Source organism: Blautia faecis, assembly GCF_027662325.1.
Taxonomy (GTDB): domain Bacteria; phylum Bacillota; class Clostridia; order Lachnospirales; family Lachnospiraceae; genus Blautia_A; species Blautia_A faecis.
Genome location: NZ_JAQDKY010000036.1, coordinates 1 through 24,367 on the forward strand (window position 1 = coordinate 1; position 24,367 = coordinate 24,367).

At 45.3% G+C, this 24,367-nt stretch carries 16 protein-coding genes and 1 tRNA gene; 13 read left to right on the top strand and 4 right to left on the bottom strand.

From position 1 onward, the window contains the following. Window positions 1-50 precede the first annotated feature (50 nt). Both ung and PGQ38_RS14885 read left to right on the top strand, forming a co-directional pair. Window positions 51-737 carry a uracil-DNA glycosylase gene (gene ung, locus PGQ38_RS14880; protein ID WP_148461839.1) on the top strand — a complete coding sequence of 229 codons (687 nt, stop codon included), beginning with the start codon at window positions 51-53 and terminating at the stop codon, window positions 735-737. 3 nt (window positions 738-740) lie between these two features. Next, complete coding sequence (locus tag PGQ38_RS14885; RefSeq protein WP_270432453.1) at window positions 741-2,360, top strand: putative polysaccharide biosynthesis protein; 1,620 nt, start codon at window positions 741-743, stop codon at window positions 2,358-2,360. A gap of 176 nt (window positions 2,361-2,536) precedes the next feature. Here the strand turns inward: PGQ38_RS14885 and PGQ38_RS14890 are convergent, their stop codons facing one another. Further along, window positions 2,537-6,787 carry a 2-hydroxyacyl-CoA dehydratase gene (locus PGQ38_RS14890; protein ID WP_270432454.1) on the bottom strand — a complete coding sequence of 1,417 codons (4,251 nt, stop codon included), beginning with the start codon at window positions 6,785-6,787 and terminating at the stop codon, window positions 2,537-2,539. A 240-nt stretch (window positions 6,788-7,027) separates the two neighbouring features. On the opposite strand from PGQ38_RS14890, the gene tgt reads away from it, so the two are divergent. The 7 genes from tgt to PGQ38_RS14925 all read left to right on the top strand — a co-directional run bounded on the left by tgt (window position 7,028) and on the right by PGQ38_RS14925 (window position 15,693). Next, window positions 7,028-8,185: a tRNA guanosine(34) transglycosylase Tgt gene (gene tgt / locus PGQ38_RS14895; protein ID WP_148461836.1), complete on the top strand. Its 1,158-nt coding sequence runs from the start codon at window positions 7,028-7,030 to the stop codon at window positions 8,183-8,185. A 117-nt stretch (window positions 8,186-8,302) separates the two neighbouring features. Then, the gene (gene yajC, locus PGQ38_RS14900; RefSeq protein ID WP_118584184.1) at window positions 8,303-8,602 is read left to right on the top strand and encodes a preprotein translocase subunit YajC; all 300 of its coding nucleotides are present in this window, start codon (window positions 8,303-8,305) and stop codon (window positions 8,600-8,602) included. 239 nt (window positions 8,603-8,841) lie between these two features. Beyond that, complete coding sequence (gene leuB / locus PGQ38_RS14905; protein WP_148461835.1) at window positions 8,842-9,924, top strand: 3-isopropylmalate dehydrogenase; 1,083 nt, start codon at window positions 8,842-8,844, stop codon at window positions 9,922-9,924. Between the two features lie 68 nt (window positions 9,925-9,992). Next, window positions 9,993-11,666 carry a dihydroxy-acid dehydratase gene (gene ilvD, locus PGQ38_RS14910; RefSeq protein WP_270432458.1) on the top strand — a complete coding sequence of 558 codons (1,674 nt, stop codon included), beginning with the start codon at window positions 9,993-9,995 and terminating at the stop codon, window positions 11,664-11,666. 108 nt (window positions 11,667-11,774) lie between these two features. Further along, the gene (ilvB, locus tag PGQ38_RS14915) at window positions 11,775-13,451 is read left to right on the top strand and encodes a biosynthetic-type acetolactate synthase large subunit (RefSeq protein WP_270432460.1); all 1,677 of its coding nucleotides are present in this window, start codon (window positions 11,775-11,777) and stop codon (window positions 13,449-13,451) included. After that, window positions 13,448-14,530 carry a 3-phosphoserine/phosphohydroxythreonine transaminase gene (gene serC / locus PGQ38_RS14920; protein ID WP_148461832.1) on the top strand — a complete coding sequence of 361 codons (1,083 nt, stop codon included), beginning with the start codon at window positions 13,448-13,450 and terminating at the stop codon, window positions 14,528-14,530. Before ilvB ends, serC begins: the two co-directional genes overlap by 4 nt. Further along, window positions 14,530-15,693 carry a phosphoglycerate dehydrogenase gene (locus PGQ38_RS14925; protein WP_270432462.1) on the top strand — a complete coding sequence of 388 codons (1,164 nt, stop codon included), beginning with the start codon at window positions 14,530-14,532 and terminating at the stop codon, window positions 15,691-15,693. Before serC ends, PGQ38_RS14925 begins: the two co-directional genes overlap by 1 nt. Window positions 15,694-16,181: 488 nt before the next feature. Here the strand turns inward: PGQ38_RS14925 and PGQ38_RS14930 are convergent, their stop codons facing one another. Continuing rightward, a complete protein-coding gene (locus PGQ38_RS14930) occupies window positions 16,182-17,156 on the bottom strand; it encodes a carbohydrate kinase family protein (RefSeq protein WP_187566169.1) in 975 nt (324 codons plus the stop codon). A gap of 215 nt (window positions 17,157-17,371) precedes the next feature. Here PGQ38_RS14930 and glgB point away from each other — a divergent pair, with 215 nt between their 5' ends. Further along, window positions 17,372-19,696 (top strand): 1,4-alpha-glucan branching protein GlgB, encoded by a 2,325-nt coding sequence (gene glgB / locus PGQ38_RS14935; RefSeq protein ID WP_204453595.1) that lies wholly within the window; start codon window positions 17,372-17,374, stop codon window positions 19,694-19,696. Window positions 19,697-19,836: 140 nt separating this feature from the next. On the opposite strand, the gene PGQ38_RS14940 is transcribed toward glgB, so the two are convergent. Both PGQ38_RS14940 and PGQ38_RS14945 read right to left on the bottom strand, forming a co-directional pair. Next, a tRNA-Thr gene (locus PGQ38_RS14940) sits at window positions 19,837-19,909 on the bottom strand. 128 nt (window positions 19,910-20,037) lie between these two features. Further along, entirely contained in the window at window positions 20,038-20,523 is a 486-nt protein-coding gene (locus PGQ38_RS14945; protein ID WP_118578965.1) for an ureidoglycolate lyase, read from the bottom strand. Window positions 20,524-20,724: 201 nt separating this feature from the next. On the opposite strand from PGQ38_RS14945, the gene PGQ38_RS14950 reads away from it, so the two are divergent. From PGQ38_RS14950 to PGQ38_RS14960, 3 genes are all read left to right on the top strand, one after another. Then, complete coding sequence (locus PGQ38_RS14950) at window positions 20,725-21,681, top strand: hypothetical protein (RefSeq protein WP_173718979.1); 957 nt, start codon at window positions 20,725-20,727, stop codon at window positions 21,679-21,681. Window positions 21,682-22,128: 447 nt separating this feature from the next. Continuing rightward, window positions 22,129-23,277 (top strand): ABC transporter ATP-binding protein, encoded by a 1,149-nt coding sequence (locus tag PGQ38_RS14955; protein ID WP_204453597.1) that lies wholly within the window; start codon window positions 22,129-22,131, stop codon window positions 23,275-23,277. Window positions 23,278-23,429: 152 nt separating this feature from the next. Continuing rightward, complete coding sequence (locus tag PGQ38_RS14960) at window positions 23,430-24,254, top strand: ABC transporter permease (RefSeq protein WP_195699159.1); 825 nt, start codon at window positions 23,430-23,432, stop codon at window positions 24,252-24,254. The last annotated feature ends 113 nt before the right edge of the window (window positions 24,255-24,367 follow it).

A 24,367-nucleotide genomic window follows, 5' to 3' on the forward strand; every position in this document is an offset into this window, starting at 1 on the left:
ACTTTCAACACACTAAATAGCAAAATACAAAAGATGAGGTGACAATTAAAATGGGCCAGATAACAGGAGACTGGCAGGCCGCGCTGAAGAATGAATTTCATCAGCCATATTATGCCAAACTATATAAAACAATAATGGAAGAATACCGCACCAGAAAAGTATTCCCACCGCCCCAGGATATGTTTAATGCTTTCGAATACACCCCGTTAAACGATGTAAAAGTAGTTATTCTGGGTCAGGATCCCTATCATAACGATGGACAGGCCAACGGCCTTTGCTTCTCTGTAAGAGAAGATATAGACATTCCCCCGTCTCTGGTAAACATTTATAAAGAACTCCACAGCGACCTGGGCTGCTATATTCCTGACAACGGCTGCCTGGAAAAATGGGCAAAACAAGGCGTATTTCTTCTGAACACAGTACTGACTGTCCGCGCCCACCAGGCGTTTTCACACAGAGGAATCGGCTGGGAACAGTTTACCGATGCGGTTATCCAGACCCTGAATGATCAGGACCGCCCGATCGTATATCTTCTCTGGGGAAGACCTGCCCAGATGAAAAAAGCAATGCTGAACAATCCGAAGCAGCTGGTACTCACAGCTGCACATCCAAGCCCGCTGTCTGCGTCAAGAGGATTTTTCGGATGCAGGCATTTCAGCCAGACCAATGAATTTCTGGAGAAAAACGGGCTTGCCCCCATTGACTGGCAGATTGAAAATATCAAAAAGGAACAATAAGAAATGGGGAAAAAGAACGATAACACACTTGTAAAAAATGCTTCATTCCTGATGATCGCGGCATTGATCTCCAAGATCATCGGAATGCTCTATAAAAGTCCGCTTTCCAATACTCTTGGAAATAACAGTATGGGTCTTTTCAATTATGCCCAGAATGTTTACTTTATCCTGCTGATGATCGCTTCTTTCAGCATTCCGCAGGCAGTATCCAAGATTATGGCAGAAAAGCTGGCTTTTAAACGTTACAGAGACGCCCAGAAGGTATTTCACTGTGCGCTGTTATATGTAATCATAATGGGAGGCGTAGTAGCACTTTTTTGTCTTTTAGGCTCGTCCATTCTGGTGCCGGAATCCATGTCCGGAGCCAGACTTGCACTGAAAATGCTGGCACCAACCATTTTCCTGTCAGGAATTCTTGGTACCTTCCGAGGTTATTTTCAGGCATATCGAAACATGCTCCCTACCTCATTGTCCCAGATTGTGGAACAGTGTTTTGTAGCGGTTTTTGCAATCCTGATGTCTACTGTCATGCTGAATAAATTCAGTAGTGCGGAAGAATCTGTACGAAATGCCTGGGGGGCTGCCGGAGCTACTATGGGAACCGGTGCCGGAGTTGCATCAGCATTGCTTTTCATGCTTTTTGTATACTGGGTAAATCGAAAGAATATCAAAAAGAGACTGGCAAGGGATACTCATTCCCGTGATGAGGCCACCGGTGAGGTTATGAAGAATATCGTTCTCATCGTAATGCCGATCATCCTCAGCTCTTTTATTTACAATGTAAACGGCTTTATTAACAGTTATATGTATTCCGGTATTCAGGGCTTTAAGGGAATTGACCATGACACTATTACAAGCCTTTATGCGGAATATGGTTATTATATGACCCTGATCAATATTCCCCTTACGCTTGCAAGCACAGCCCCCACATCCATGATTCCGGAAGTTTCTGCCCAGTATGCCAAGAGGGACATGGACAGTGCCAGAGACAAGATTGACCGCGCAACCTGGATCAGTATGTTTATTTCCATTCCATGTGCAGTTGGACTTGCAGTTCTTGCCGGCCCGATCACAAGACTTCTGTTTCCGCGAACAGAGGGGGCAGCAGCTCAGCTGATGATGCTTGGTGTCATTACCATCATCCTCAATGGAAATTCCAATATTTCCAATGGTGTGCTACAGGGAATCGGAAAGCCCAATATCCCCATGATCAATGCGGCAATTGCCCTGGTGGTGGATGTGATCGCCATGGCAATTCTGCTGTTTGCAACTGACCTTGGCGTATATGCCATTGTAGTGGCTATGATTATTTATGCGGTTGTTATGTGTCTGCTGAACGAGCGGGCGATGAAACAGTATATGCAGTACAAAAATCCATGGAGAAGTGCTTATCTGAATCCACTTCTGGCATCTGTGCCTATGGCTGTAGTGGCTGGATTTTCCTATTATGGAATTTATAAGCTGATCCATTCCAATTTTATCAGCCTTGGAATCGCAGTGGTTCTTGGAATGGCTGCCTATTTTATTGTATATCTGGCAGTGAGCAAGCCATCTGATGAGCAGTTTGCCATGATGCCAGGCGGAGCCTACCTGAAGAAAATTGCAGGGAAGCTGCCGTTTTAGAACATGGTTTTTAAATATGCTATTAAAATTATAATATATTGACTTTTAGATATGCATAGGTTATAATGCCATTCGGCAAGAAAGAAGCGATATGTTCAATGTATGCAGCACGAAAGCCCTCAGAGCGGCAACTCTGAGGGCTTTCTTCTTGTATTTTTTCGGAATACGAACCGAGGCTAGTTGTTATTTTTCGCCTCTTCTGTCTTCAAATTCTTCTGTGCAGTAGAAAGCATCAGTTTAATTCGGTTCAGCTGGTTTACCTCGCTTGCACCCGGGTCGTAGTCGATGGCTGCAATATTAGCCTTCGGATACTGACGGCGGATTTCTTTGATAACACCTTTGCCAACAATGTGGTTCGGCAGGCAGCCGAATGGCTGGATACAAACAATATTCGGAACATCATCATGGATCAGCTCCATCATTTCACCGGTCAGGAACCATCCCTCGCCAGTCTGGTTACCCTCAGAAACAATGGGGCGTGCCATCTTCGCCAGATCACGGATATCTGCAGTAGGATGGAAATGACGGCTTTCCGCAAGTGCCTCATTTGCAGTCTTACGAACCCAGTCGATTGCCTTAATACCTATATTTCCAAAGAATGCCTTGGATTTCTTAAATCCAAGATTGTCGACCTTGAAATTCTGATTGTAGAAGCAGTAGGACATAAAGTCGATCAGATCCGGTACCACAGGCTCAGCTCCTTCCGCTTCCAGAAGCTCTGCAAGGTGATTGTTTGCAGCCGGAAGGAATTTAACCAGAATCTCACCTACAATACCAACACGAGGCTTCTTCTCATCACTGATCGGGATGGTATCGAAATCGTGAACCATTTCCCGGCACATTTTCTTAAACTGGCTGTGGCTTAATGAGCTGCCGGTAAGAAATGCAATCACACGTTTTTCCCAGATCTTATGCTTACGGTTTACAATGCCTTTCTCCAGTTCATATGGGCGCATGCGATAAATACATTTCATAAGAATATCACCAAACACAGCGGCATACACAACAGCCTTCACCAGCGGAAGAGTAAGCTTAAATCCAGGGTTGCTCTCCAGACCGCTAAGGTTAAGGGAGATAACCGGAACCTGTTCCATTCCCGCCTTCTTAAGGGCACGGCGGATAAAAGCAATATAGTTGGACGCACGGCATCCACCGCCTGTCTGGGACATGATAACTGCAGTCTTGTTCAGGTCGTATTTGCCTGATAAAAGAGCGTCCATAATCTGTCCCACAACGATCAGGGAAGGATAGCAGGCATCATTATTTACATATTTCAGACCTACATCAACAGCGTGCTTATTGTCATTTGGAAGCACCTCCAGATGATAGCCGTTTGCATTAAAAGCAGCTTCCAATAAGGAGAAGTGCACCGGTGACATCTGCGGGCAGAGGATGGTGTAATCCTTGCGCATCTCCTTGGTAAACGCAACCTTTTCAATAGAGGACGGTTTAATGGTGCGCTCCCTTTTCTGTGCATCCTTTGCACGGAGGGCTGCAAGAAGAGATCTGACACGGATCCTTGCGGCACCAAGGTTGTTAACCTCATCAATTTTTAGGCAGGTGTAAATCTTGCCGCTGCCATCCAGAATTTCGTAAACCTCATCGGTGGTGACCGCGTCAAGTCCGCAGCCAAAGGAGTTCAGCTGGATCAGATCCAGATCATCACGGGTTTTCACAAAGTTTGCTGCTGCATACAGTCTGGAGTGGTACATCCACTGGTCATTGACACGAATCGGGCGCTCAACAGGTACCAGATGGGAAACAGAATCCTCAGTGAGGACTGCCACACCATAGCTGTTGATCAGATCCGGGATACCGTGATGAATCTCAGGGTCAATATGGTAAGGACGACCAGCCAGAACGATGCCCCGGCGGCCTGTCTCCTTCAGGTACTGAAGTGTCTCCTCACCTTTTTTCTCAATGTCCTTATGTACGGCAGCCATTTCCTCCCATGCCTTGTGAGCGGCTTCCTTCACCTCAGATTCCGGGATATCCGGGAAAATCTCAGTCAGTCTCTTTGTAACGATCTCTTCAGAGGTCAGGGCCAGGAACGGATTCATAAAGGTAATGGACGGATCGTGAAGCTCGTCCACATTGTTCTTAATATTCTCTGCATAAGAGGTAACGATAGGGCAGTTGTAGTGGTTGACTGCATCCGGGAATTCATTTCGCTCGTAAGGGATACACGGGTAGAAAATGAATTTCACACCATTTTTGATCAGCCAGGTCACATGTCCGTGGGCAAGCTTGGCCGGATAGCACTCGGATTCACTTGGAATGGATTCAATGCCCAGTTCATAAATCTTTCTGGTGGAGGTAGGAGAAAGCACTACCTGATATTTCAGCTCAGTAAAGAAGGTATACCAGAAAGGATAATTCTCAAACATATTTAAAACTCGCGGAATACCAACTTTTCCCCGGGTAGCCTTATCCGGTGAAAGAGGAGGATAGGAGAAAAGCCGTTTGTACTTGTATTCGTAAAGGTTGGGGATATGATCCTTATTCTTCTCCTTACCAATACCGCGCTCACAGCGGTTACCGCTTACGAACTGACGCCCGCCAGTGAATTTGTTGATGGTAAGACGACAGTTATTGGTACATCCGTGGCAGTTGGCCATGGAGGTGGTATATTTCAGCTCGTTGATCTTGTCAATGGAAAGCATGGTGGTTTCACGGCCTTCTGCGTGGTAGCGCTCCTTGGCAATGAGGGCAGCACCGAAAGCTCCCATAATACCGGCAATGTCAGGACGAATCGCCTCACAGCCTGCTATACGCTCAAAGCTTCGAAGTACACCGTCGTTGTAGAAGGTTCCGCCCTGTACCACAATATGACGTCCCAGCTCTTTGGCATCGGAAACCTTGATAACCTTGTAAAGCGCATTCTTAATAACAGAGTATGCAAGACCTGCGGAAATATCAGCTACGGATGCGCCTTCCTTCTGGGCCTGCTTTACCTTGGAGTTCATAAATACGGTACATCTTGTTCCAAGGTCAATCGGGTGTTCTGCAAAAAGGGCAGCCTTGGCGAAATCCTGTACGGAGTAGTTCAGAGACTTGGCGAAAGTTTCGATAAAGGAACCGCATCCGGAGGAACATGCCTCGTTCAGCTGTACACTGTCTACGGTCTGATTACGGATCTTGATGCATTTCATATCCTGTCCGCCGATATCGACGATACAGTCAACCTCCGGGTCGAAGAAAGCTGCTGCATAGTAATGGGAAACGGTCTCAACTTCCCCCTCATCCAGCAGAAGAGCGGCCTTCATCAGAGCCTCGCCGTAGCCTGTGGAACAGGAAAATGCAATGTGGGCATCCTCTGGAAGAATGCTGTAGATCTCCTGGATAGAACGGATGGCTGTCTTAAGCGGGCTTCCGTTATTATTGCTGTAGAAGGAGTAAAGCAAGGTTCCGTCCTCACCTACAAGAGCAGTCTTGGTGGTGGTGGAGCCTGCATCGATACCCAGATAGCAGTTTCCGTGATATTGGGAAAGATCGCCCTTCTTTACCTGATAGGCACTCTGACGCTTATTAAATGCCTCATAGTCTTCCTCCGTGGCAAAAAGAGGCTCCATACGTTCTACCTCGAAATCCAGTTTGATGGAGTTCTTCAGGCGGTTTGTCATATCTGTAAGGGAAACTGTTACCTCATCCTTCGCATTCATAGCAGAACCCATAGCTGCGAAAAGATGGGAATTTTCAGGTGTGATAGCGTGCTCGTCATCCAGCTTCAGGGTACGGATAAAGGCAGCCTTCAGCTGATCCAGAAAGTGAAGGGGACCACCGAGAAATGCAACATGGCCGCGAATCGGCTTGCCGCAGGCAAGACCGGAAATGGTCTGGTTTACAACTGCCTGGAAAATGGAAGCGGAAAGATCCTCCTTGGTGGCACCATCGTTGATCAGAGGCTGGATGTCAGTCTTGGCAAATACACCGCAGCGGGCTGCGATGGGGTAAAGCGCTTTGTAATTCTTCGCGTATTCGTTCAGCCCGGTAGCATCAGTCTGAAGCAGGGATGCCATCTGATCGATGAAAGAACCGGTACCTCCTGCGCAGATACCATTCATACGCTGCTCAATATTGCCGCCTTCGAAGTAGATGATCTTGGCATCCTCACCGCCAAGCTCGATGGCAACATCCGTCTGGGGCGCAATCTTCTGAAGAGAAGTGGATACCGCAATTACCTCCTGTACAAAAGGAACGCCAAGGTGGTTGGCGAGTGTAAGTCCGCCGGAGCCTGTGATTACCGGATGAAGGGTAAGCTCTCCAAGTTTGCCATAAGCTTTCGTCAGAAGCTCCGCCAGTGTTTCCTGGATGTTGGCGAAATGACGCTGGTAATCTGCGAAAAGTAGGGTGTCGTTTTCATCAAGTATTGCAATTTTGACAGTGGTGGAACCAATGTCAATTCCTAATGTATATTTGTTGCTCATGTAAAGAATATGCCTCCTCATCTGTTGCATATGTGCTTAAATCGTTACCAGTGAATAGTAACCTTAAATCTTCTTATTTATATGTGAAAAATTAAATGCAAATATTCCGTAATATTATACGATACCCCGGCTTAAATGACAATGTAAAAGTTTAACAAGGATTCTTGCAGCAAGTGTTGAATTTTCGTTTATTTCGGGCTATAATGAATAAAGTTTTTGGTAAAAAGAAAGGATTCACATATGGCAAAATATACACTTATGAAAACAGAAGGCCGTGCCAAGCGTGCCCAGTTTGAGACAGTACATGGAACCATCCAGACACCTGTGTTTATGAACGTAGGAACTGTTGGAGCCATCAAGGGTGCAGTATCCACCATGGATCTGAAGGATATCGGAACCCAGGTTGAGCTTTCCAATACCTATCATCTCCATGTAAGAACAGGAGACAAGCTGATCAAGGAATTTGGCGGACTTCACAAATTTATGGTCTGGGACAGACCGATTCTCACTGATTCCGGCGGCTTTCAGGTGTTTTCCCTGGCAGGACTTCGTAAGATCAAGGAAGAGGGGGTCTATTTCCAGTCCCATATTGACGGTCATAAGATTTTTATGGGACCAGAGGAGAGTATGCAGATCCAGTCTAATCTGGGCTCTACCATTGCCATGGCATTTGACGAATGTCCAAGCAGTGTGGCAAGCAGAGAATATGTACAAGCTTCTGTAGACCGCACTACCAGATGGCTGGAGCGCTGCAAGGCAGAGATGGCCAGACTGAACGGGCTGCCGGATACAGTGAATAAAGAGCAGCTGCTTTTCGGAATCAATCAGGGAGCTATCTATGCAGATATCCGTATTGCGCATGCAGATACCATTTCCAAACTGGATCTGGACGGCTACGCAGTTGGCGGTCTTGCAGTTGGGGAAACTCATGAGCAGATGTATCATATTCTGGACGAAGTCGTGCCTCACCTTCCGCAGAACAAACCTACCTATCTGATGGGAGTAGGTACTCCTGCCAATATTCTGGAAGGAGTCGCAAGAGGAATCGACTTCTTTGACTGCGTATATCCAAGCCGTAACGGACGTCATGGACATGTGTACACCAATCGCGGTAAGCTGAATCTGTTTAATGCGAAATATGAATTGGATCCGTCCCCAATCGAAGAGGGATGTCAGTGTCCTGCCTGTCAGCATTACAGCAGAGCCTATATCCGCCACCTTCTGAAAGCGAAAGAAATGCTGGGAATGCGCCTTTGCGTGCTTCATAATCTTTACTTCTACAATCACCTGATGGAGGAAATCCGGGATGCACTGGATCAGGGCAATTTTGCAGAATATAAAGAAATGCGTCTGGCTGGTTTTGAAGAGGGAAAAATTAACAGCAGATACAGTAAATGAAATTAATATAAAAAATCGGAAAAATACTTGAAGAATCAAATTATTTTGTGTATTATATACTATAATGCGCTGGTGAAAAAGACAGGGCGTGATAGTAAGATACAGGAGGAATAGCAAATGGACGCATCAAGCGGAATGAGTATGGGATTTACCATCGTATGGCTGGTTGTACTTTTCGGTATTATGTATTTTCTGATGATCAGACCTCAGAAGAAAGAGCAGAAGAGAGTACAGGCGATGCTCAGCGATATGGCTGTAGGTGACAGTATTGTAACTACAAGCGGCTTCTACGGTGTCATCATCGACATGACAGAAGAAGACGTGATCGTAGAGTTCGGTAACAATAAGAACTGCCGTATCCCTATGAGGAAACAGGCAATTGCCGAAGTTGAGAAAGCAGAGCAGGCTTCTGCATAATCAGATTCATCCGAATATGACAGAAACTAAGAACAGGCTTCATTCCATAAAGGGATGGGGCCTTTTTTCTTCCGTGAATGTTTTTTGAGAATGGGAAAAAAGGCAGTTTTTTGACAGTTTTTTACTTTAACATGTTGAAATATTAAAGAAAGTGCGTTATTATAATAACAATTATCCATTGGTGTCAGGCGAGAGGTGATTTTCCGCTGGCATTCAGAAACGAAGGAGAGGAAATTATTATGAATTACAACATTTCACTGATCCCCGGAGACGGAATCGGTCCGGAAATCGTTGCAGAAGCAAAAAAAGTTCTGGACAAAGTATGTGAGAAATATGGACATACTTTTTCTTATTCTGAAGTACTTTTAGGCGGAGCTTCCATTGATGTACATGGAGTACCGCTTACAGACGAGGCAATCGCTACAGCGAAAGCTTCTGATGCAGTTCTTATGGGCTCTATCGGTGGAGATGCCAAGACATCCCCATGGTATAAGCTGGAGCCATCCAAACGCCCGGAGGCAGGACTTCTTGCCATTCGTAAGGCACTGAATCTTTTTGCAAACCTTCGCCCTGCATATTTATACAACGAACTTCGTGCAGCATGCCCTCTTCGCGATGAGATCATTGGAGACGGATTTGACATGATCATCGTACGAGAGCTTACAGGCGGTCTTTATTTTGGCGAAAGAAAAACAGTAGAAGAGAACGGTGTAAAGAAAGCCATCGATACCCTTTCCTACAACGAAAACGAGATTCGCAGAATTGCCATCAAGGCATTTGACATTGCCATGAAACGCCGCAAAAAAGTAACAAGCGTTGACAAGGCAAATGTTCTGGATTCCTCCAGACTTTGGAGAAAAGTAGTAGAAGAGGTAGCGAAGGATTACCCGGAAGTTACTCTTGAGCATATGCTGGTTGACAACTGTGCAATGCAGCTGGTGAGAGATCCCAAGCAGTTTGATGTTATTCTCACTGAGAATATGTTCGGCGATATTCTTTCTGATGAGGCCAGCATGGTGACAGGATCTATCGGAATGCTTTCCTCTGCCAGCCTGAACGAGACAAAATTTGGTCTTTATGAGCCAAGCCATGGCTCTGCACCTGATATTGCAGGTCAGAATAAGGCCAACCCGATCGCAACCATCCTTTCCGCAGCCATGATGCTTCGTTTTTCCCTGGATCTGGATGAGGAAGCAAATGCAGTTGAGACTGCTGTACAGAAGGTTCTGACTGCCGGATACCGTACCGGTGACATTATGTCTGAGGGATGCACTCTGGTTGGAACGAAAGAGATGGGTGACCTGATCGCTAAGGAAATTTAGAATTCGAAATAAACAAAAAGCAAATGGATCATTTTTCCCGGCTATGAAGCAAAAAGGAGATATAAGTTATGAGAAGTGACGCAGTAAAAACAGGCACACAGCAGGCACCTCACCGTTCCCTGTTCAATGCCCTTGGAATGACAAAAGAAGAAATGGAGCGTCCATTAGTAGGAATCGTTTGTTCCTATAATGAGATCGTACCAGGCCACATGAACCTGGATAAAATCGCACAGGCCGTAAAGCTTGGCGTGGCAATGGCTGGAGGAACTCCGGTCATGTTCCCTGCAATCGCTGTCTGTGACGGTATTGCAATGGGACATATCGGTATGAAATATTCTCTTGTAACAAGAGACCTGATCGCAGATTCCACAGAGGCCATGGCACTGGCTCACCAGTTTGACGCTCTTGTTATGATCCCGAACTGTGACAAGAACGTACCGGGACTTCTGATGGCAGCAGCCAGAATCAACGTTCCTACCGTATTCGTAAGCGGAGGCCCGATGCTGGCTGGTCACTTAAACGGACACAAGACAAGTCTTTCCAGCATGTTTGAGGCTGTTGGTGCTTACGCAGCAGGCAAGCTTACAGAGGAAGGCCTGACTGAGTGTGAGAACAAAACATGTCCGACCTGCGGTTCCTGTTCCGGTATGTACACTGCAAACAGTATGAACTGCCTTACTGAGGTTCTTGGTATGGGACTGAAAGGAAACGGAACCATCCCGGCTGTATATTCCGAGCGTATCCGTCTTGCAAAGCATGCAGGAATGCAGGTTATGGAAATGTACCGCCGCAACATCCGTCCAAGAGATATTATGACAAAAGAGGCACTTCTGAATGCCCTTACGGTAGATATGGCTCTTGGCTGTTCCACAAACAGTATGCTTCATCTTCCGGCAATTGCACATGAGATTGGCTGGGATTTCGATATCAGCTTTGCAAATGAAATCAGTGCAAAGACTCCGAACATCTGCCACCTTGCACCTGCAGGCCCTACCTACATGGAAGACCTGAACGAAGCAGGCGGCGTATACGCAGTTATGAACGAGCTGAATAAGAAGGGACTCCTTCACACAGAGTGCATGACTGTAACCGGAAAAACAGTAGGCGAGAATATCAAGGACTGTGTAAACCTGAACCCGGAAGTAATCCGCCCGATCGACAATCCATACAGTACCACAGGCGGACTTGCTGTACTTCGGGGCAACCTTGCACCAGACGGAAGCGTTGTAAAACGTTCTGCAGTTGTTGCGGAGATGATGGTTCATGAAGGACCTGCAAGAGTTTTTGACTGCGAGGAAGATGCAATCTCAGCAATCAAAGGCGGCAAGATCGTAGAAGGTGACGTTGTTGTCATCCGTTATGAGGGACCGAAGGGTGGTCCTGGAATGAGAGAAATGCTGAATCCTACCTCTGCAATCGCAGGTATGGGACTTGGTTCTTCTGTAGCTCTTATTACAGACGGACGTTTCAGCGGTGCGTCCAGAGGCGCTTCCATCGGACATGTTTCACCAGAGGCAGCAGTAGGCGGTCCCATCGCCCTTGTTGAGGAAGGGGATATCATCAGCATCAATATTCCGGAACTGAAGCTGGAACTGAAGGTTTCTGATGAAGAGCTTGCAGCAAGAAAAGCAAAATGGCAGCCGAGAGAGCCGAAGGTTACAACCGGATACCTGGCAAGATATGCAGCAATGGTTACTTCCGGAAACCGCGGTGCGATTCTCGAGGTTCCGAAAGCGAAATAATAAGATTCTTATCCGGACATGTGAATAGAATTATGGTTCATGAAAGCATGGTTCTTTCATAGCAAATGTCCGGGATTTTACAGTATAATATACCAGGAGGAAACAAAATTGCAGCTTACAGGAGCGGAGATCATCATAGAATGTTTGCTGGAGCAAAGTGTGGATACCGTTTTCGGATATCCAGGCGGAGCTATTCTGAACGTTTATGACGCCCTTTACCGATACAGTGATAAAATTAAACATGTACTTACTTCCCATGAGCAGGGAGCTTCCCACGCGGCAGACGGTTACGCCCGTGCGACAGGAAAGGTCGGAGTGTGTCTGGCAACTTCCGGCCCAGGTGCAACCAACCTGGTAACCGGAATTGCCACCGCGTGTATGGACTCTGTTCCTGTGGTAGCAATTACCTGTAATGTTGGAACTGCCCTTCTTGGAAAAGATTCCTTCCAGGAAGTTGATATCGCAGGCATTGTAATGCCTGTGACAAAACACAGCTATATTGTCAAAGATGTAACAAAACTTGCAGACACCATCCGCAAAGCTTTTATCATCGCCAAAAGCGGTCGTCCTGGTCCGGTACTCGTAGATGTGCCAAAGGACGTAACCGCAGCAAAATGTGAATATATCCGTCACACCATCACAGCCGTAGAGCCGAAGGTTGACACCATCCGTCCGAAGGATGTGGATACAGCAGCCCAGATGATCGCAGCAGCGAAAAAGCCATTTATTTTTGTTGGCGGCGGTGCTGTGATCGCAGATGCATCTGAAGAAGTCCGTGCACTTGCCCACAAGATCCAGGCTCCGGTCTGCGACAGCCTTATGGGAAAAGGGGCTTTTTCCGGAGAGGATGAGCTTTACACAGGTCCGGTTGGAATGCATGGAACCAAAACTTCCAACTACGCAATGTGCGAGTGTGACCTTCTGATCACTCTTGGTGCACGCTTCAGCGACCGTGTGACAGGAGATACAAAGACCTTCGCACCGAAGGCAAAGATCCTGCAGATTGATGTAGATGCAGCGGAGATCAACAAGAATATTGCAGTTGATGCCTCCGTGATCGGAGATCTGAGGGAAGTGCTGAAGCTTCTCCTTGTGAAAATCCCGGAAAAGCGCCATGATGAATGGGTACAGCATATTCAGGATATGAAAGCTAAGTATCCGCTGAATTACGATCATTCCCAGCTTACCGGACCCTACGTGATCCAGAAGCTTTATGAACTGACAGGTGGAGATGCAATCGTTTCCACAGATGTAGGACAGCACCAGATGTGGGCTGCCCAGTATTTCAAATTTAAGGAGCCGAGAACCTTCCTGACATCAGGAGGGCTTGGTACCATGGGTTACGGCCTTGGCGCAGCAATCGGAGCAAAGATGGGCTGCCCGGACAAAACCGTGGTAAATATAGCAGGAGACGGCTGTTTCCGTATGAACATGAACGAGATCGCCACGGCAGTTCGCTGCGGCAAACCTCTTGTCCAGATCATTCTGAACAATCATGTTCTGGGAATGGTACGTCAGTGGCAGACTCTGTTCTATGAACAAAGATATTCTCAGACCATCTTAAATGATGGTGTGGACTTCGTGAAAGTTTCTGAAGCAATGGGAGCAAAAGCAATCCGTGTTACGAAGATGGAAGAAGTAGAGCCTGCACTTAAGATGGCGCTTTCATCAGAGGGTCCGGTAGTTCTCGATTGCTGGATCGACCAGGATTTAAGCGTATATCCTATGGTTCCTGCAGGAGCAAGTTTAGACGAGGTATTTGATGAGGAGGATGTGAAGAAATGAGCAGAGTGTACAATTTTTCCGCAGGACCGGCGGTCCTTCCAGAAGAGGTGTTGAAAGAAGTCGCAGATGAAATGATGGATTACAATGGTACCGGCATGTCCGTTATGGAAATGAGCCACAGAAGTGCTGCATTCCAGGAAATCATTGACACAGCTGAGAAGGATCTTCGTGAGCTGATGAATATTCCGGACAACTATAAGGTACTTTTCCTTCAGGGCGGCGCTTCCCAGCAGTTTGCCATGATCCCAATGAACCTTATGAAAAATAAGGTGGCTGACTACATTGTAACCGGTCAGTGGGCAAAGAAAGCATACCAGGAAGCACAGAAATACGGAAAAGCAAACAAGATTGCTTCTTCCGAGGATAAGACTTTCTCTTACATTCCGGATTGCAGCGATCTGCCGATCAGCCCGGATGCAGACTATGTTTATATCTGTGAGAACAACACCATTTATGGAACCAAGTTCAAAGAGCTTCCAAATACAAAAGGCAAAACACTTGTGGCAGATGTATCCTCCTGTTTCCTTTCCGAGCCGGTTGATGTAAGCAAATATGGTATTATCTATGGCGGCGTTCAGAAGAACATCGGACCTGCAGGTATGGTAATCGCCATTATCCGCGAGGATCTGATCACAGAAGATGTTCTTCCGGGAACACCTACCATGCTTACCTATAAGACACATGCAGACGCTGGTTCCCTTTATAATACACCGAATGCATATTGCATCTACGTATGCGGTAAAGTTTTCAAATGGCTGAAGAAAATGGGCGGTCTGGAAGAGATGAAGAAACGCAACGAGGAGAAAGCAAAGATCCTTTACGATTTCCTTGATTCCAGCAAGCTTTTCCATGGCACCGTTGTTCCGAAAGACCGTTCTCTTATGAATGTTCCTTTTGTAACAGGAGATAAAGAGATGGATGCGAAATTCGTTGCTGAGGCTGCCAAGGCAGGTCTTGTGAACCTGAAAGGCCACAGAACCGTTGGCGGTATGAGAGCAAGTATTTATAACGCAATGCCAAAGGCTGGTGTGGAAGCGCTGGTTGCATTCATGAAAAAGTTTGAGGAGGAAAATGCCTGATGTTTCAGTATCATTGCCTGAATCCTATTGCCCAGAAAGGCCTGGACATTTTTGATGATAATTATAAAAAAGCAGATACTCTGGATGACTGCCAGGCAGTTCTTGTAAGAAGTGCCAAGCTGCATGACATGGAGCTGCCGGAGAGTGTTGCTGTGATCGCACGTGCCGGAGCCGGAGTCAATAACATTCCGGTGAAAGAGTGTGCAGAGAAAGGCATCGTTGTATTTAATACTCCTGGAGCCAATGCAAATGGTGTAAAGGAGCTGGTTCTTGCCGGTATGCTTCTTGCTTCCCGTGACATTGTGGGAGGTATTGAGTGGGTACAGAGAGAAAAAGACCAGGAAGATATTGATAAGCTTGCTGAGAAACAGAAGAAACAGTTTGCAGGCTGTGAGATCATGGGCAAAAAGCTTGGTATCATCGGTCTTGGTGCTATCGGAAGCATGGTGGCAAATGCAGCAGCTTCCCTTGGGATGGAGGTTTATGGATATGATCCATACATTTCCATCGATGCAGCATGGAACCTTTCCCGTACTATTAAGCACAGCAAGAGCTTAGATGAGATTTACAGCAAGTGCGATTATATCACTGTACATGTACCGCTTCTGGATTCCACAAAGAAGATGATCAACAAAGAGGCTTTTGATAAGATGAAAGACGGTGTTGTACTTCTGAACTTTGCCCGTGACCTTCTGGTTGACGAGGATGCGCTGATTGAGGCGCTGAACAGCGGCAAGGTGAAAAAGTATGTAACGGACTTTGCCAACCATACAGTTGCAGGTCATGAGGGCATTCTGGTAACTCCTCATCTTGGAGCATCCACAGAGGAATCTGAGGAGAACTGTGCAGTTATGGCTGTGAAGGAGGTTCGTGATTTCCTTGAGAATGGTAATATCAAAAACTCCGTAAACTTCCCGAACTGTGATATGGGTACCTGCGTAGCAGTAGGACGTATTGCCATTACACATAAGAACATTCCTAACATGATCAGCCAGCTGACCAAGATCCTTGGTGCTGAGGGCCTGAACATTGCAGACATGACCAACAAGAGTAAAGGTGAGTATGCGTATACTCTGATCGATCTGGAGAGTGCAGCTTCCGCAGAGGCGCTAGATGCGCTGAAGGCTATTGAAGGTGTTTCAAAGGTTCGCGTGGTGAAATAAATTCGAATACAGATAATTGACATTAAGACAACAGAATGTTAATATAAGTATAGAAAAAGAGTATTGCCGATAGACGGTTAGTCCATATACTGGTTAGCAAAAATTGCCGCTTAGTTTACAGACAGGGCGGCTATTTTTGTGTATTATTTACATCTTTACCCAATGTGTATCCTATTGTAAAGCAGGTTAAGCCGAAGCTTACAACTGCTATAAGGTCAACAATACTCATTGGCTTAGCCCTCCTTTCCACTGAATTCCCTTACGGGTTTCTATGTAATCAGAGGGTCACAGTCCCTCTGTTGAAGGACTAACCGCCTACCGTTATGGCAACACCCATATAATAATTATATCAGCTTTGGTAAGGAAACACAACCTGGATATTTAACAATAGAATAAAAAATATTTTAATAATAAAAACAGAAACAACTAATTCGGAAGAATTAGTTGTTCCTGTTTTTATTGTTTATATGTTTTATTTTTTATGTAGATTATCTGCCATTCTTTGCAATAAATTCCTCAACCTCTTCGCGAGTTGGCATCACGCGGAGAGCACCCTTGCGGGTAGTGATAAGAGATGCGCCTGCGTTTGCGAAGGTAAGCATTTCCATCAGGTTCTCGTCGGAGAGGTCTTCCAGACCGTGCTCCAGAACATAGTTCAGGATGCTGGCACAGAAGGTGTCTCCGGCACCTGTGGTCTCAATGGTGTGCTCCTGAAGGAATGGAGCGCATTCTACGCGGCGTCCCTTGTAATAAGCGCGGCTTCCGTCTTTACCCATGGTGATAAGAACCAGCGGGATGTGATATTTCTCTTCGATCAGCGCAGCACCCTTGTCATAGTCTGTAGTATCGAAAAGGAATTCCACTTCGTTGTCAGAAATCTTCAGAACGTCACATTTGGTAAGACCGTACTCAATCTCGACACGGGCATCCTCAAGGGATTTCCAGAGTGGCGGGCGCAGATTCGGGTCAAAGGTGATGATACAGCCGGCTTCTTTTGCCACCTCAATGGCGTGACGTGTAGCTTCACGTACGCCCTCATGGGTAGAAGAGAGAGTTCCGAAATGGAAAATACGGGAGTCGCGGATCAGGTCATCCGGAACCTCATCCTTTGTCAGCATCATGTCAGCACCTGGATTACGATAGAAGGAGAAGTCTCTGTCTCCATCCGGATAGGTGTGGACAAATGCCAGTGTGGTATGTACTTCTTCATCCATAATAAGAGCTCTTGTATCAATTCCAACTTCTTCCACAGCAGCCTTCAGCTGGTTTCCGAACATATCCTTTCCAACTTTTCCGATAAAAGCGGTTTTCTTGCCAAGGCGCTCAAGCATAGCCAGAACATTACATGGAGCTCCGCCCGGGTTCGCTTCCATGATTGGGTTGCCCTGCGCGCTGGTTCCATTCTCGGTGAAATCGATGAGAAGCTCGCCAAGTGCAGTCACGTCGTAGTTTCGATTACTCATTGAAAAATCCTCCTTAGGTGTTTTCAAAATCATATACCAATAATTTAACGCAGAGGTGTGTATTTGTCAAACAAATTTCTTTCTTTTTCCCGCTTAAAATGGTAAAATAGAAATATCAAAATTATGGTCGGATCGATGGGAAAAATATAACAATATTAACATATTTTCCGGAAATCCGACAGTCCGTGAAAATTGGCGGGGAAATGGAGAGACTTATGAGCAAAACAGTATATGATTATATGGACTGGCCAGAAATTGAAGCGGTTGTATACGGGGAAGAGACAGCGCCAAGAGATGTGATGGGACCCAGACTGACACCGGATGGTGTACTGATACAGGGCTTTTTTCCGGAAGCCAGAGCTGCGGCAGTGGTTACAGGGCGCACGAAATATGAAATGGAGCTGGAGGACGAGGCTGGCTATTATGCAGTGCTGATCCCAGGCAGAAGAATTCCGGATTATGAATTTCAGGTAGAGTTTGAGAAGGAGACGAAGAACTTTAAGGATGCCTACGCATTTGGCGGACTTCTCACAGAAGAGGATGAAAGAGCCTTCCTTGGCGGCGTATATTATGAAGCCTATAAGAAAATGGGCGCACATCCCATGGTGATGAATGGGGTAGCAGGCACTCATTTCGCAGTGTGGGCACCCAATGCAGTTCGGGTAAGTGTGGTTGGCGAATTCAATAATTGGGATGGCAGAGCACTCCCCATGCATAAGATGCCCATGTCAGGCCTTTTTGAACTTTTTATCCCGGGAGTAAAGGCGGGGGACGCCTATCGTTATGAAATTAAGGCAAAAGGGGATGTGCTCCTTCAGAAAGCAGATCCTTATGGAAACAGAACCCAGCCTGCACCATTGTGGAATTCTGTTGTAGCGGATGTCTCTGATTTTACATGGAATGACAGCAGTTGGATGGCTGAACGTAAGAAATATGATGGCCGCAGGCAGCCGGTTTCCATTTATGAGACAAGCCTGGGACAGTGGGAATCAGGGAAAGAGCTGGTGACCTTTGCGAAAGAAAAGGGATATACCCATGTGGAACTTCATCCGGTTATGGAATTTCTGGAGGATGGTTCAGATGGATATCCTACATCTGCATATTTTGCAGTCAGCACACGTTATGGCACACCAGCAGATTTTGCAGCGCTGGTAGATGAGCTTCATCAGGTGGGAATAGGCGTGATCCTTGACTGGTCACCGGCTCAGTTCCCGAGATACGCAGGTGGTCTGGAGAAATTTGACGGAACGCCCCTTTATGAAGTGAAAGACCCGGAAATGGCAGTCCACCCGATGTGGGGCACCATGCTTTATAATTATGACAGCCCTATGGTAATGGATTTCCTGATTTCCAATGCCTGTTTCTGGCTGGAGGTTTTCCATGTGGACGGGCTTCGTATGGATGATGTAGATGCCATGCTTTATCTGGATTATGGAAGAAAGGATGGATGGACACCGAATATGTATGGCTCCAATGAGAACCTTCCTGCCATTGAATTTCTGAAGCATCTGAATTCCATTGTGAAGAAGCGTGATCCAGGAGCACTTCTGATCGCACAGGAGGATGGTCTGTGGCCGGAGCTGACTGACAGTGTGGAGAATGATCACATTGGGTTTGATTATAAGTGGAGTGGCGGATGGACAAGAGATTTCCTGTTCTATCTGTCAGTAGATCCGATTTTGCGGAAGAATTATCATGACCAGCTGACTTTGTCCACCTTATATGCATATTCTGAGCATTATATTCTGACTCTTGGAAACAGAGATGTGGGAAGCCTGAATGAGTTTATGGCGAAACTTCCGGGAGATGAGAAGCAGAAGCTGGCACAGGTGAGAGAGGCTTATTCCTATATGATGGTGCATCCTGGCTGTAAAATGATGGCACCGGGGACTGATATGCCGGAGGGACTTGCCAAATGCATTCAGGCGTTGAATACCCTTTATAAGAGTTCGCCTGCTCTTTATCAGATGGATGATGAGTATGACGGATTTGAGTGGGTTCAGCTGATGAAATACGAGGAGAATGTGATCACTTTCCTGCGTAAGACAGAGAAACCAGAGGAAACGCTGCTTGTAATCTGTAATTTCGCCGCAATACCCTACGAGAATTACCAGGTGGGCATGCCTTTTGCAGGAAAATATAAAGAAATCTTTAATAGCGATGCAGTAGAATTCGGCGGAGAGGGTGTAGTGAATTCTCGTGTGAAGACAGCAAAAGCAGAAGAGTGCGATGAACGGGAGTATTCTATTAAGGTGAAGCTGCCGGCACTTGGTGTGAGCATTTACAGCTGCACTCCCGGGAAAGCCCCAGCCAGGAAGAAAGTGACCGCAGCGAAAACTGCGAAAGATAAGACTGCGAAAGATAAGACTGCAGGAAAACTGGTAAGGACTGTGAAGGCAAAAACTCCAGCAAAGAAGTCAGTAAAGGAAGAAAAAGCTACGAAAGTAGAAGAAGCTGTCAAGGCAGAGAAAAAGGCAGAAACAGTGAAGAAAAGAGCCACAGTAAAAAATGACAATAACAAAGCAGACAGAAATAAATAGCCAATAAGTAATAAAATAGCAAAAAAGACTGTATTTACATATCTGAATTTCAGATGTGAGGAATGCAGTCTTTTTGAATCTTTTTACAATAAGAAAGTAGCGAAGCAGATCAGAAATATCCGATTGATGCAAATAAAAAAAGCTGGAAATGAGACTCGAACTCACGACCCCTTCATTACGAGTGAAGTGCTCTACCGACTGAGCTATTCCAGCTTATGGAATGATAAGTGTATAAAAATTTATACACTTATCAGACACAAAAGATATTTTAAGTTATAAGCAGCCATTTGTCAAGAAAATCTTGGGTAAAAATTCTGATTTATCGTGGGTGAAAATTCTGATTATACGATTTTAAACCAGTCTTTTTCCTCAAACTCAACTACCGTACAGTCATTGGCATAAGTACATTCCGGTAAAATGATCATTGCATGAAGGACATCGTTGTTTACTGGCAGAGGACATAAATGCCAGATAGCGGCATTGATCTTTACCATACATCCTTTGGGAACAAGGAAGGCCTTTGTAAGTTCCGGGACTGGTGTACCGGCAGATGCAGGAGCAACATGAATGATCATATCATCATCCAGAGCTACGATGCCTTCCCAGGTGGTTGTGTGGTATTCTGCCATCTTAACGATTCGCTCATCTTTGCGTACGGCAATGGGAGAAAATCCCATACTTCCCATACAGGTACCTGAGATACGATCCGGATAAAATTTGTGGATTTCGCCCTGTAAAGGATAACCTTCCGGTTCAGTCATGGAACAGTAGGTGCCAAAGGGCGCAAAATCTGTTGGATTAATTTTTACAGCTGTAATTTCTTTCATGGTAAACCTCCTCAAATGTAGTAAAAACCCTTGAAGCTATTGTATCATGGTGTTGGAAAAAGCTCAATAAATATCTTTAAATGGATAGTGTGAATAAAGAAAGGCAGTTAATATTTTTAATAAAAGTTTTATAGATTTAAGAACGCAGTATGTGTTATTATAAAAATGTAGATAAAGTTCATAAAGAAAGGCTTGTGGTGAATGAAAGTACCAAACAAATTGTCAAAAATGCTTTCTACCGCAGGAGAAAAGGCAGCGTATGATAACGCATGTAAGAAATTATTGTCAAACAAGATTATTCTTGCATGGATTATGAAAAGCTGTCTGCAGGAGTACAGGGAGTGTGCAATACAGGAAATTGCAGAGAAATACATAGAAGGAGATTTGTATGTTTCTGAAATTCCAGTATATCCGGATGAAGAAACTCCCGAATTGATAAAAGGACTATCTACTGAAGATACGACCATAGCGGAAGGAACAGTAACCTATGATATTCGCTTTAGTGCATTGATACCAGGCACTGACAATCGATTGAGTCTGATCATTAATGTGGAACCTCAGAATAATTATTATCCTGGGTATCCCATCATTAAGCGTAGCATTTATTATTGTTGTAGGATGGTTTCTTCACAGTATGGAACGGTTTTTACAAATTCACATTACGAAAAGATAAAGAAGGTATATAACGTATTCATATGTATAAATCCTCCAAATTACCGAAAAAATACAATTAATCGGTATTCTCTAAAAGAGGAAAATATGATAGGAAATGTACATGAAAAAGAAGAAAATTACGATCTTCTGACAAATGTGATTATATGCCTTGGGGATGCATATGATAAAGAAGCGTCTGGCATCCTGCGAATGTTGGAAGTTTTACTTTCAGATAAACGGAATGCTTCAGAGAAAAGGATGATTTTGCAGGACGATTTTGGAATCCAAATGGAAATGGATTTAGAAAGTGAGGTAACAGATGTGGGACATGTTCTTGACGATGTAGCACAGAGAAATTATGAAAAAGGAGTTTGCGAGAGTTTGGTTTCTTCAATTAAAACTCTTACAGAAACAATGAACTGGTCTGTGGATCAGGCTATGGATGCACTTAAAATTTCTGAAGAAGATAAAGAAGAAATACGTAAAAAATATAATATTGGATAACATTTTGCAAGGGAGCAGAGCCAATTTGGTTCTGCTCCTAATCTGTTAAATGAAAATGAAAAAATATGTTATCAATGGGAAAATAACTGTTTTCAAATGATTCATTCTATGATAGAATACACCTTGATTGCAAACAAAGGAGATGAGGTACATGTCAGGTTATTCCGCCCCAGGCTTTTTAGAAAAGTTGTACCTTTTTTTGAAGAATTATATGGGAATACGGGTTACCGATATAGCAATATACAGTAATGGCGCTGTATAAACATGCACCGTGTTTATGCAGAGATTTTCTGAATGTATGGCTATAGGGGTATCCCGTATTTTTTTCGTACTTCACTTAACATTACAGCAGAGCGTGTTAAAAAAGGCTTTCTTCAAAATGCGTGTCACAATTTGTGGAAGCCTGCAGGAATAATTTTCAAACACGCTCCAGAAAGGAGGAGACAAATGTCTGACTCATTTCTTGAATTAAGAAATCTGAAAAAAAGTTTTACATCAGAAGAATATGTTCTACAGGGAATCAATCTGCAAATTGATCAGGGGGAATTCGTCACCTTGCTGGGTGCTTCCGGCTGCGGCAAGACGACCACTCTTCGCATCATCGCAGGACTTGAGCAGCCGGACAGCGGAAGTGTATGGCTGGAGGGGAAAGATGTGACGAATCTGGAGCCAAACCAGAGAGATGTGAACACGGTATTTCAGAATTATGCCCTTTTTCCCCATATGAACGTGGCGGATAACATCGGGTATGGTCTGAAAATACGAAAAGTACCAAAAGCGGATATAAAGAAAAAGGTTAAGGAAATGCTGGAGCTGGTTCAGCTGGAAGGCTTCGAGAAACGAAAACCTGCGGAGCTCTCCGGCGGACAGAAGCAGCGTGTAGCCATTGCAAGAGCATTGGCAAATAATCCACGTGTACTGCTTCTGGACGAGCCTCTCGGAGCTCTGGATCTGCAGCTTCGACGGACGATGCAATTGGAACTGAAGCGACTGCAGAAGAAGCTGGGAATTACCTTTATCTATATCACTCACGACCAGGAAGAGGCCATTAATATGTCCGATCGGATCGTGGTAATGAATCAGGGGCAGTTTGAGCAGATCGGCACTCCGGATGAGATTTACAACCATCCGAAAACAAGCTATGTGGCAACCTTTGTGGGAAATGCCAATATTTTAAAAGGAAAAGTTGTAGAAATAAATGGCTCTTATGTACAGGTTCAAATAGGTAATGACACTGTTTCCGTTTATACAGAAGAGACTGTAATGGTGGGAGAGCATCTTACTCTGGCTGTGAGAAGCGAAAATATTCTGCTGGATGAAGCTGAAATGGAAAATGTAGTTGAGCAAAATGAAGCTGAGAAAACTGGCAGACATCTTCACGCAACTGTGAAGGAGAAGAATTTCGCTGCAGGTCAGTTGCGAGTTCTGCTTGCTTTGTCTGACGGCACAGAAATCACAGCCAGTCGGTTTGGCATGAATGCAAATATTCAGTCAGGTCAGCAGATAAAATGGTATTTTGATCCGCGAAATGCAGTCGTAGTAGATCGGGAGATTAAGACGAAAGAGCCTGCTGATATGTCAGGAGGAAATCAGTGATGGGCGGTCTCAGTAACAGCCGTGGCAACAGCCAGAAATCTGCACCTGCAAAGAACAGCCACGGCAATAGCAAGGAATCCGTGCCTGTAAAAAAAGTCCGAGGCAACAGCAAGAGTGCTGCATCCGCCAGACACACCCGCGCCACCATCTGGATGATCCTGCCATTATATATTTTCACTTTGATCTTCGTGGCATGCCCTCTTATCTACATGGTAGCCTTAAGCTTTGCCACCCCGGGAGAAGTCCACGGCGTGCAGTGGATCTTTACCCTGGATAATTACCGGAAGCTCCTGGAACCAGTGTACCTGGACACCTTTGTCCAGTCCTTTCAGCTGGCCATTACAAGTACTGTTTTTATCACCCTGATCGGGTATCCGTTTGGCTATTTTATGGCGAAATTACCAGCAGGCGGCAAAAAGAAAGCCATGCTTCTTCTTATGCTTCCCTTCTGGGTAAATTCCCTGATCAGACTTTACGGCTGGATCATCATCCTTCAAAAAAAAGGCGTTCTGAATTTTGTGCTGAAAAAGCTTGGCTTGATCGAGAAGTCGCTGAAAATCATGTACAGCTACCCGGCAATCATCATTGGTATGATATATGTGTTGTTGCCATTTATGATTTTATCAGTATATTCCAGTGCAGAAAAACTGGACTGGTCACTGGTAGAAGCAGCCCGTGATCTGGGGGCAGGTAAGGCAAAGGCCTTCTGGACAGTCAGCTTTAAGCTGACCCTGCCAGGACTTTTGTCCGGTGTGATCCTTACCTTTATTCCATCTATGGGACTGTTTTTCATAGCAGATATCCTGGGCGGAAACAAAGTTGTGCTGGTAGGTAGCCTGATACAGGATCAGATGACCCGGGGAAATAACTGGCCCTTTGCGGCAGCTCTGGCAGTGATCATGATGATCCTTACCACTTTGATGATTCTGCTATACCGCAAGGTCACCAATGCGAAAGAAGTGGAGGGGCTGGGATGATAAAAACACAAAATAATGAAATAGAAGTGCTGAATCCGAAAATGCAAGGTGAAGGCGCCGAGGCTAAAAACGGTACATTAGTTAAAAAGTTTGGAAAGAAGAGAAATACAGGC

Bases quoted from the DNA above. Each gene is read 5' to 3' on its own strand.
- ung (WP_148461839.1), top strand. From the start codon at position 51: ATGGGCCAGATAACAGGAGACTGGCAGGCCGCGCTGAAGAATGAATTT.
- PGQ38_RS14885 (WP_270432453.1), top strand. From the start codon at position 741: ATGGGGAAAAAGAACGATAACACACTTGTAAAAAATGCTTCATTCCTG.
- PGQ38_RS14890 (WP_270432454.1), bottom strand. From the start codon at position 6,787: ATGAGCAACAAATATACATTAGGAATTGACATTGGTTCCACCACTGTC.
- tgt (WP_148461836.1), top strand. From the start codon at position 7,028: ATGGCAAAATATACACTTATGAAAACAGAAGGCCGTGCCAAGCGTGCC.
- yajC (WP_118584184.1), top strand. From the start codon at position 8,303: ATGGACGCATCAAGCGGAATGAGTATGGGATTTACCATCGTATGGCTG.
- leuB (WP_148461835.1), top strand. From the start codon at position 8,842: ATGAATTACAACATTTCACTGATCCCCGGAGACGGAATCGGTCCGGAA.
- ilvD (WP_270432458.1), top strand. From the start codon at position 9,993: ATGAGAAGTGACGCAGTAAAAACAGGCACACAGCAGGCACCTCACCGT.
- serC (WP_148461832.1), top strand. From the start codon at position 13,448: ATGAGCAGAGTGTACAATTTTTCCGCAGGACCGGCGGTCCTTCCAGAA.
- PGQ38_RS14925 (WP_270432462.1), top strand. From the start codon at position 14,530: ATGTTTCAGTATCATTGCCTGAATCCTATTGCCCAGAAAGGCCTGGAC.
- PGQ38_RS14930 (WP_187566169.1), bottom strand. From the start codon at position 17,156: ATGAGTAATCGAAACTACGACGTGACTGCACTTGGCGAGCTTCTCATC.
- glgB (WP_204453595.1), top strand. From the start codon at position 17,372: ATGAGCAAAACAGTATATGATTATATGGACTGGCCAGAAATTGAAGCG.
- PGQ38_RS14945 (WP_118578965.1), bottom strand. From the start codon at position 20,523: ATGAAAGAAATTACAGCTGTAAAAATTAATCCAACAGATTTTGCGCCC.
- PGQ38_RS14950 (WP_173718979.1), top strand. From the start codon at position 20,725: ATGAAAGTACCAAACAAATTGTCAAAAATGCTTTCTACCGCAGGAGAA.
- PGQ38_RS14955 (WP_204453597.1), top strand. From the start codon at position 22,129: ATGTCTGACTCATTTCTTGAATTAAGAAATCTGAAAAAAAGTTTTACA.
- PGQ38_RS14960 (WP_195699159.1), top strand. From the start codon at position 23,430: ATGATCCTGCCATTATATATTTTCACTTTGATCTTCGTGGCATGCCCT.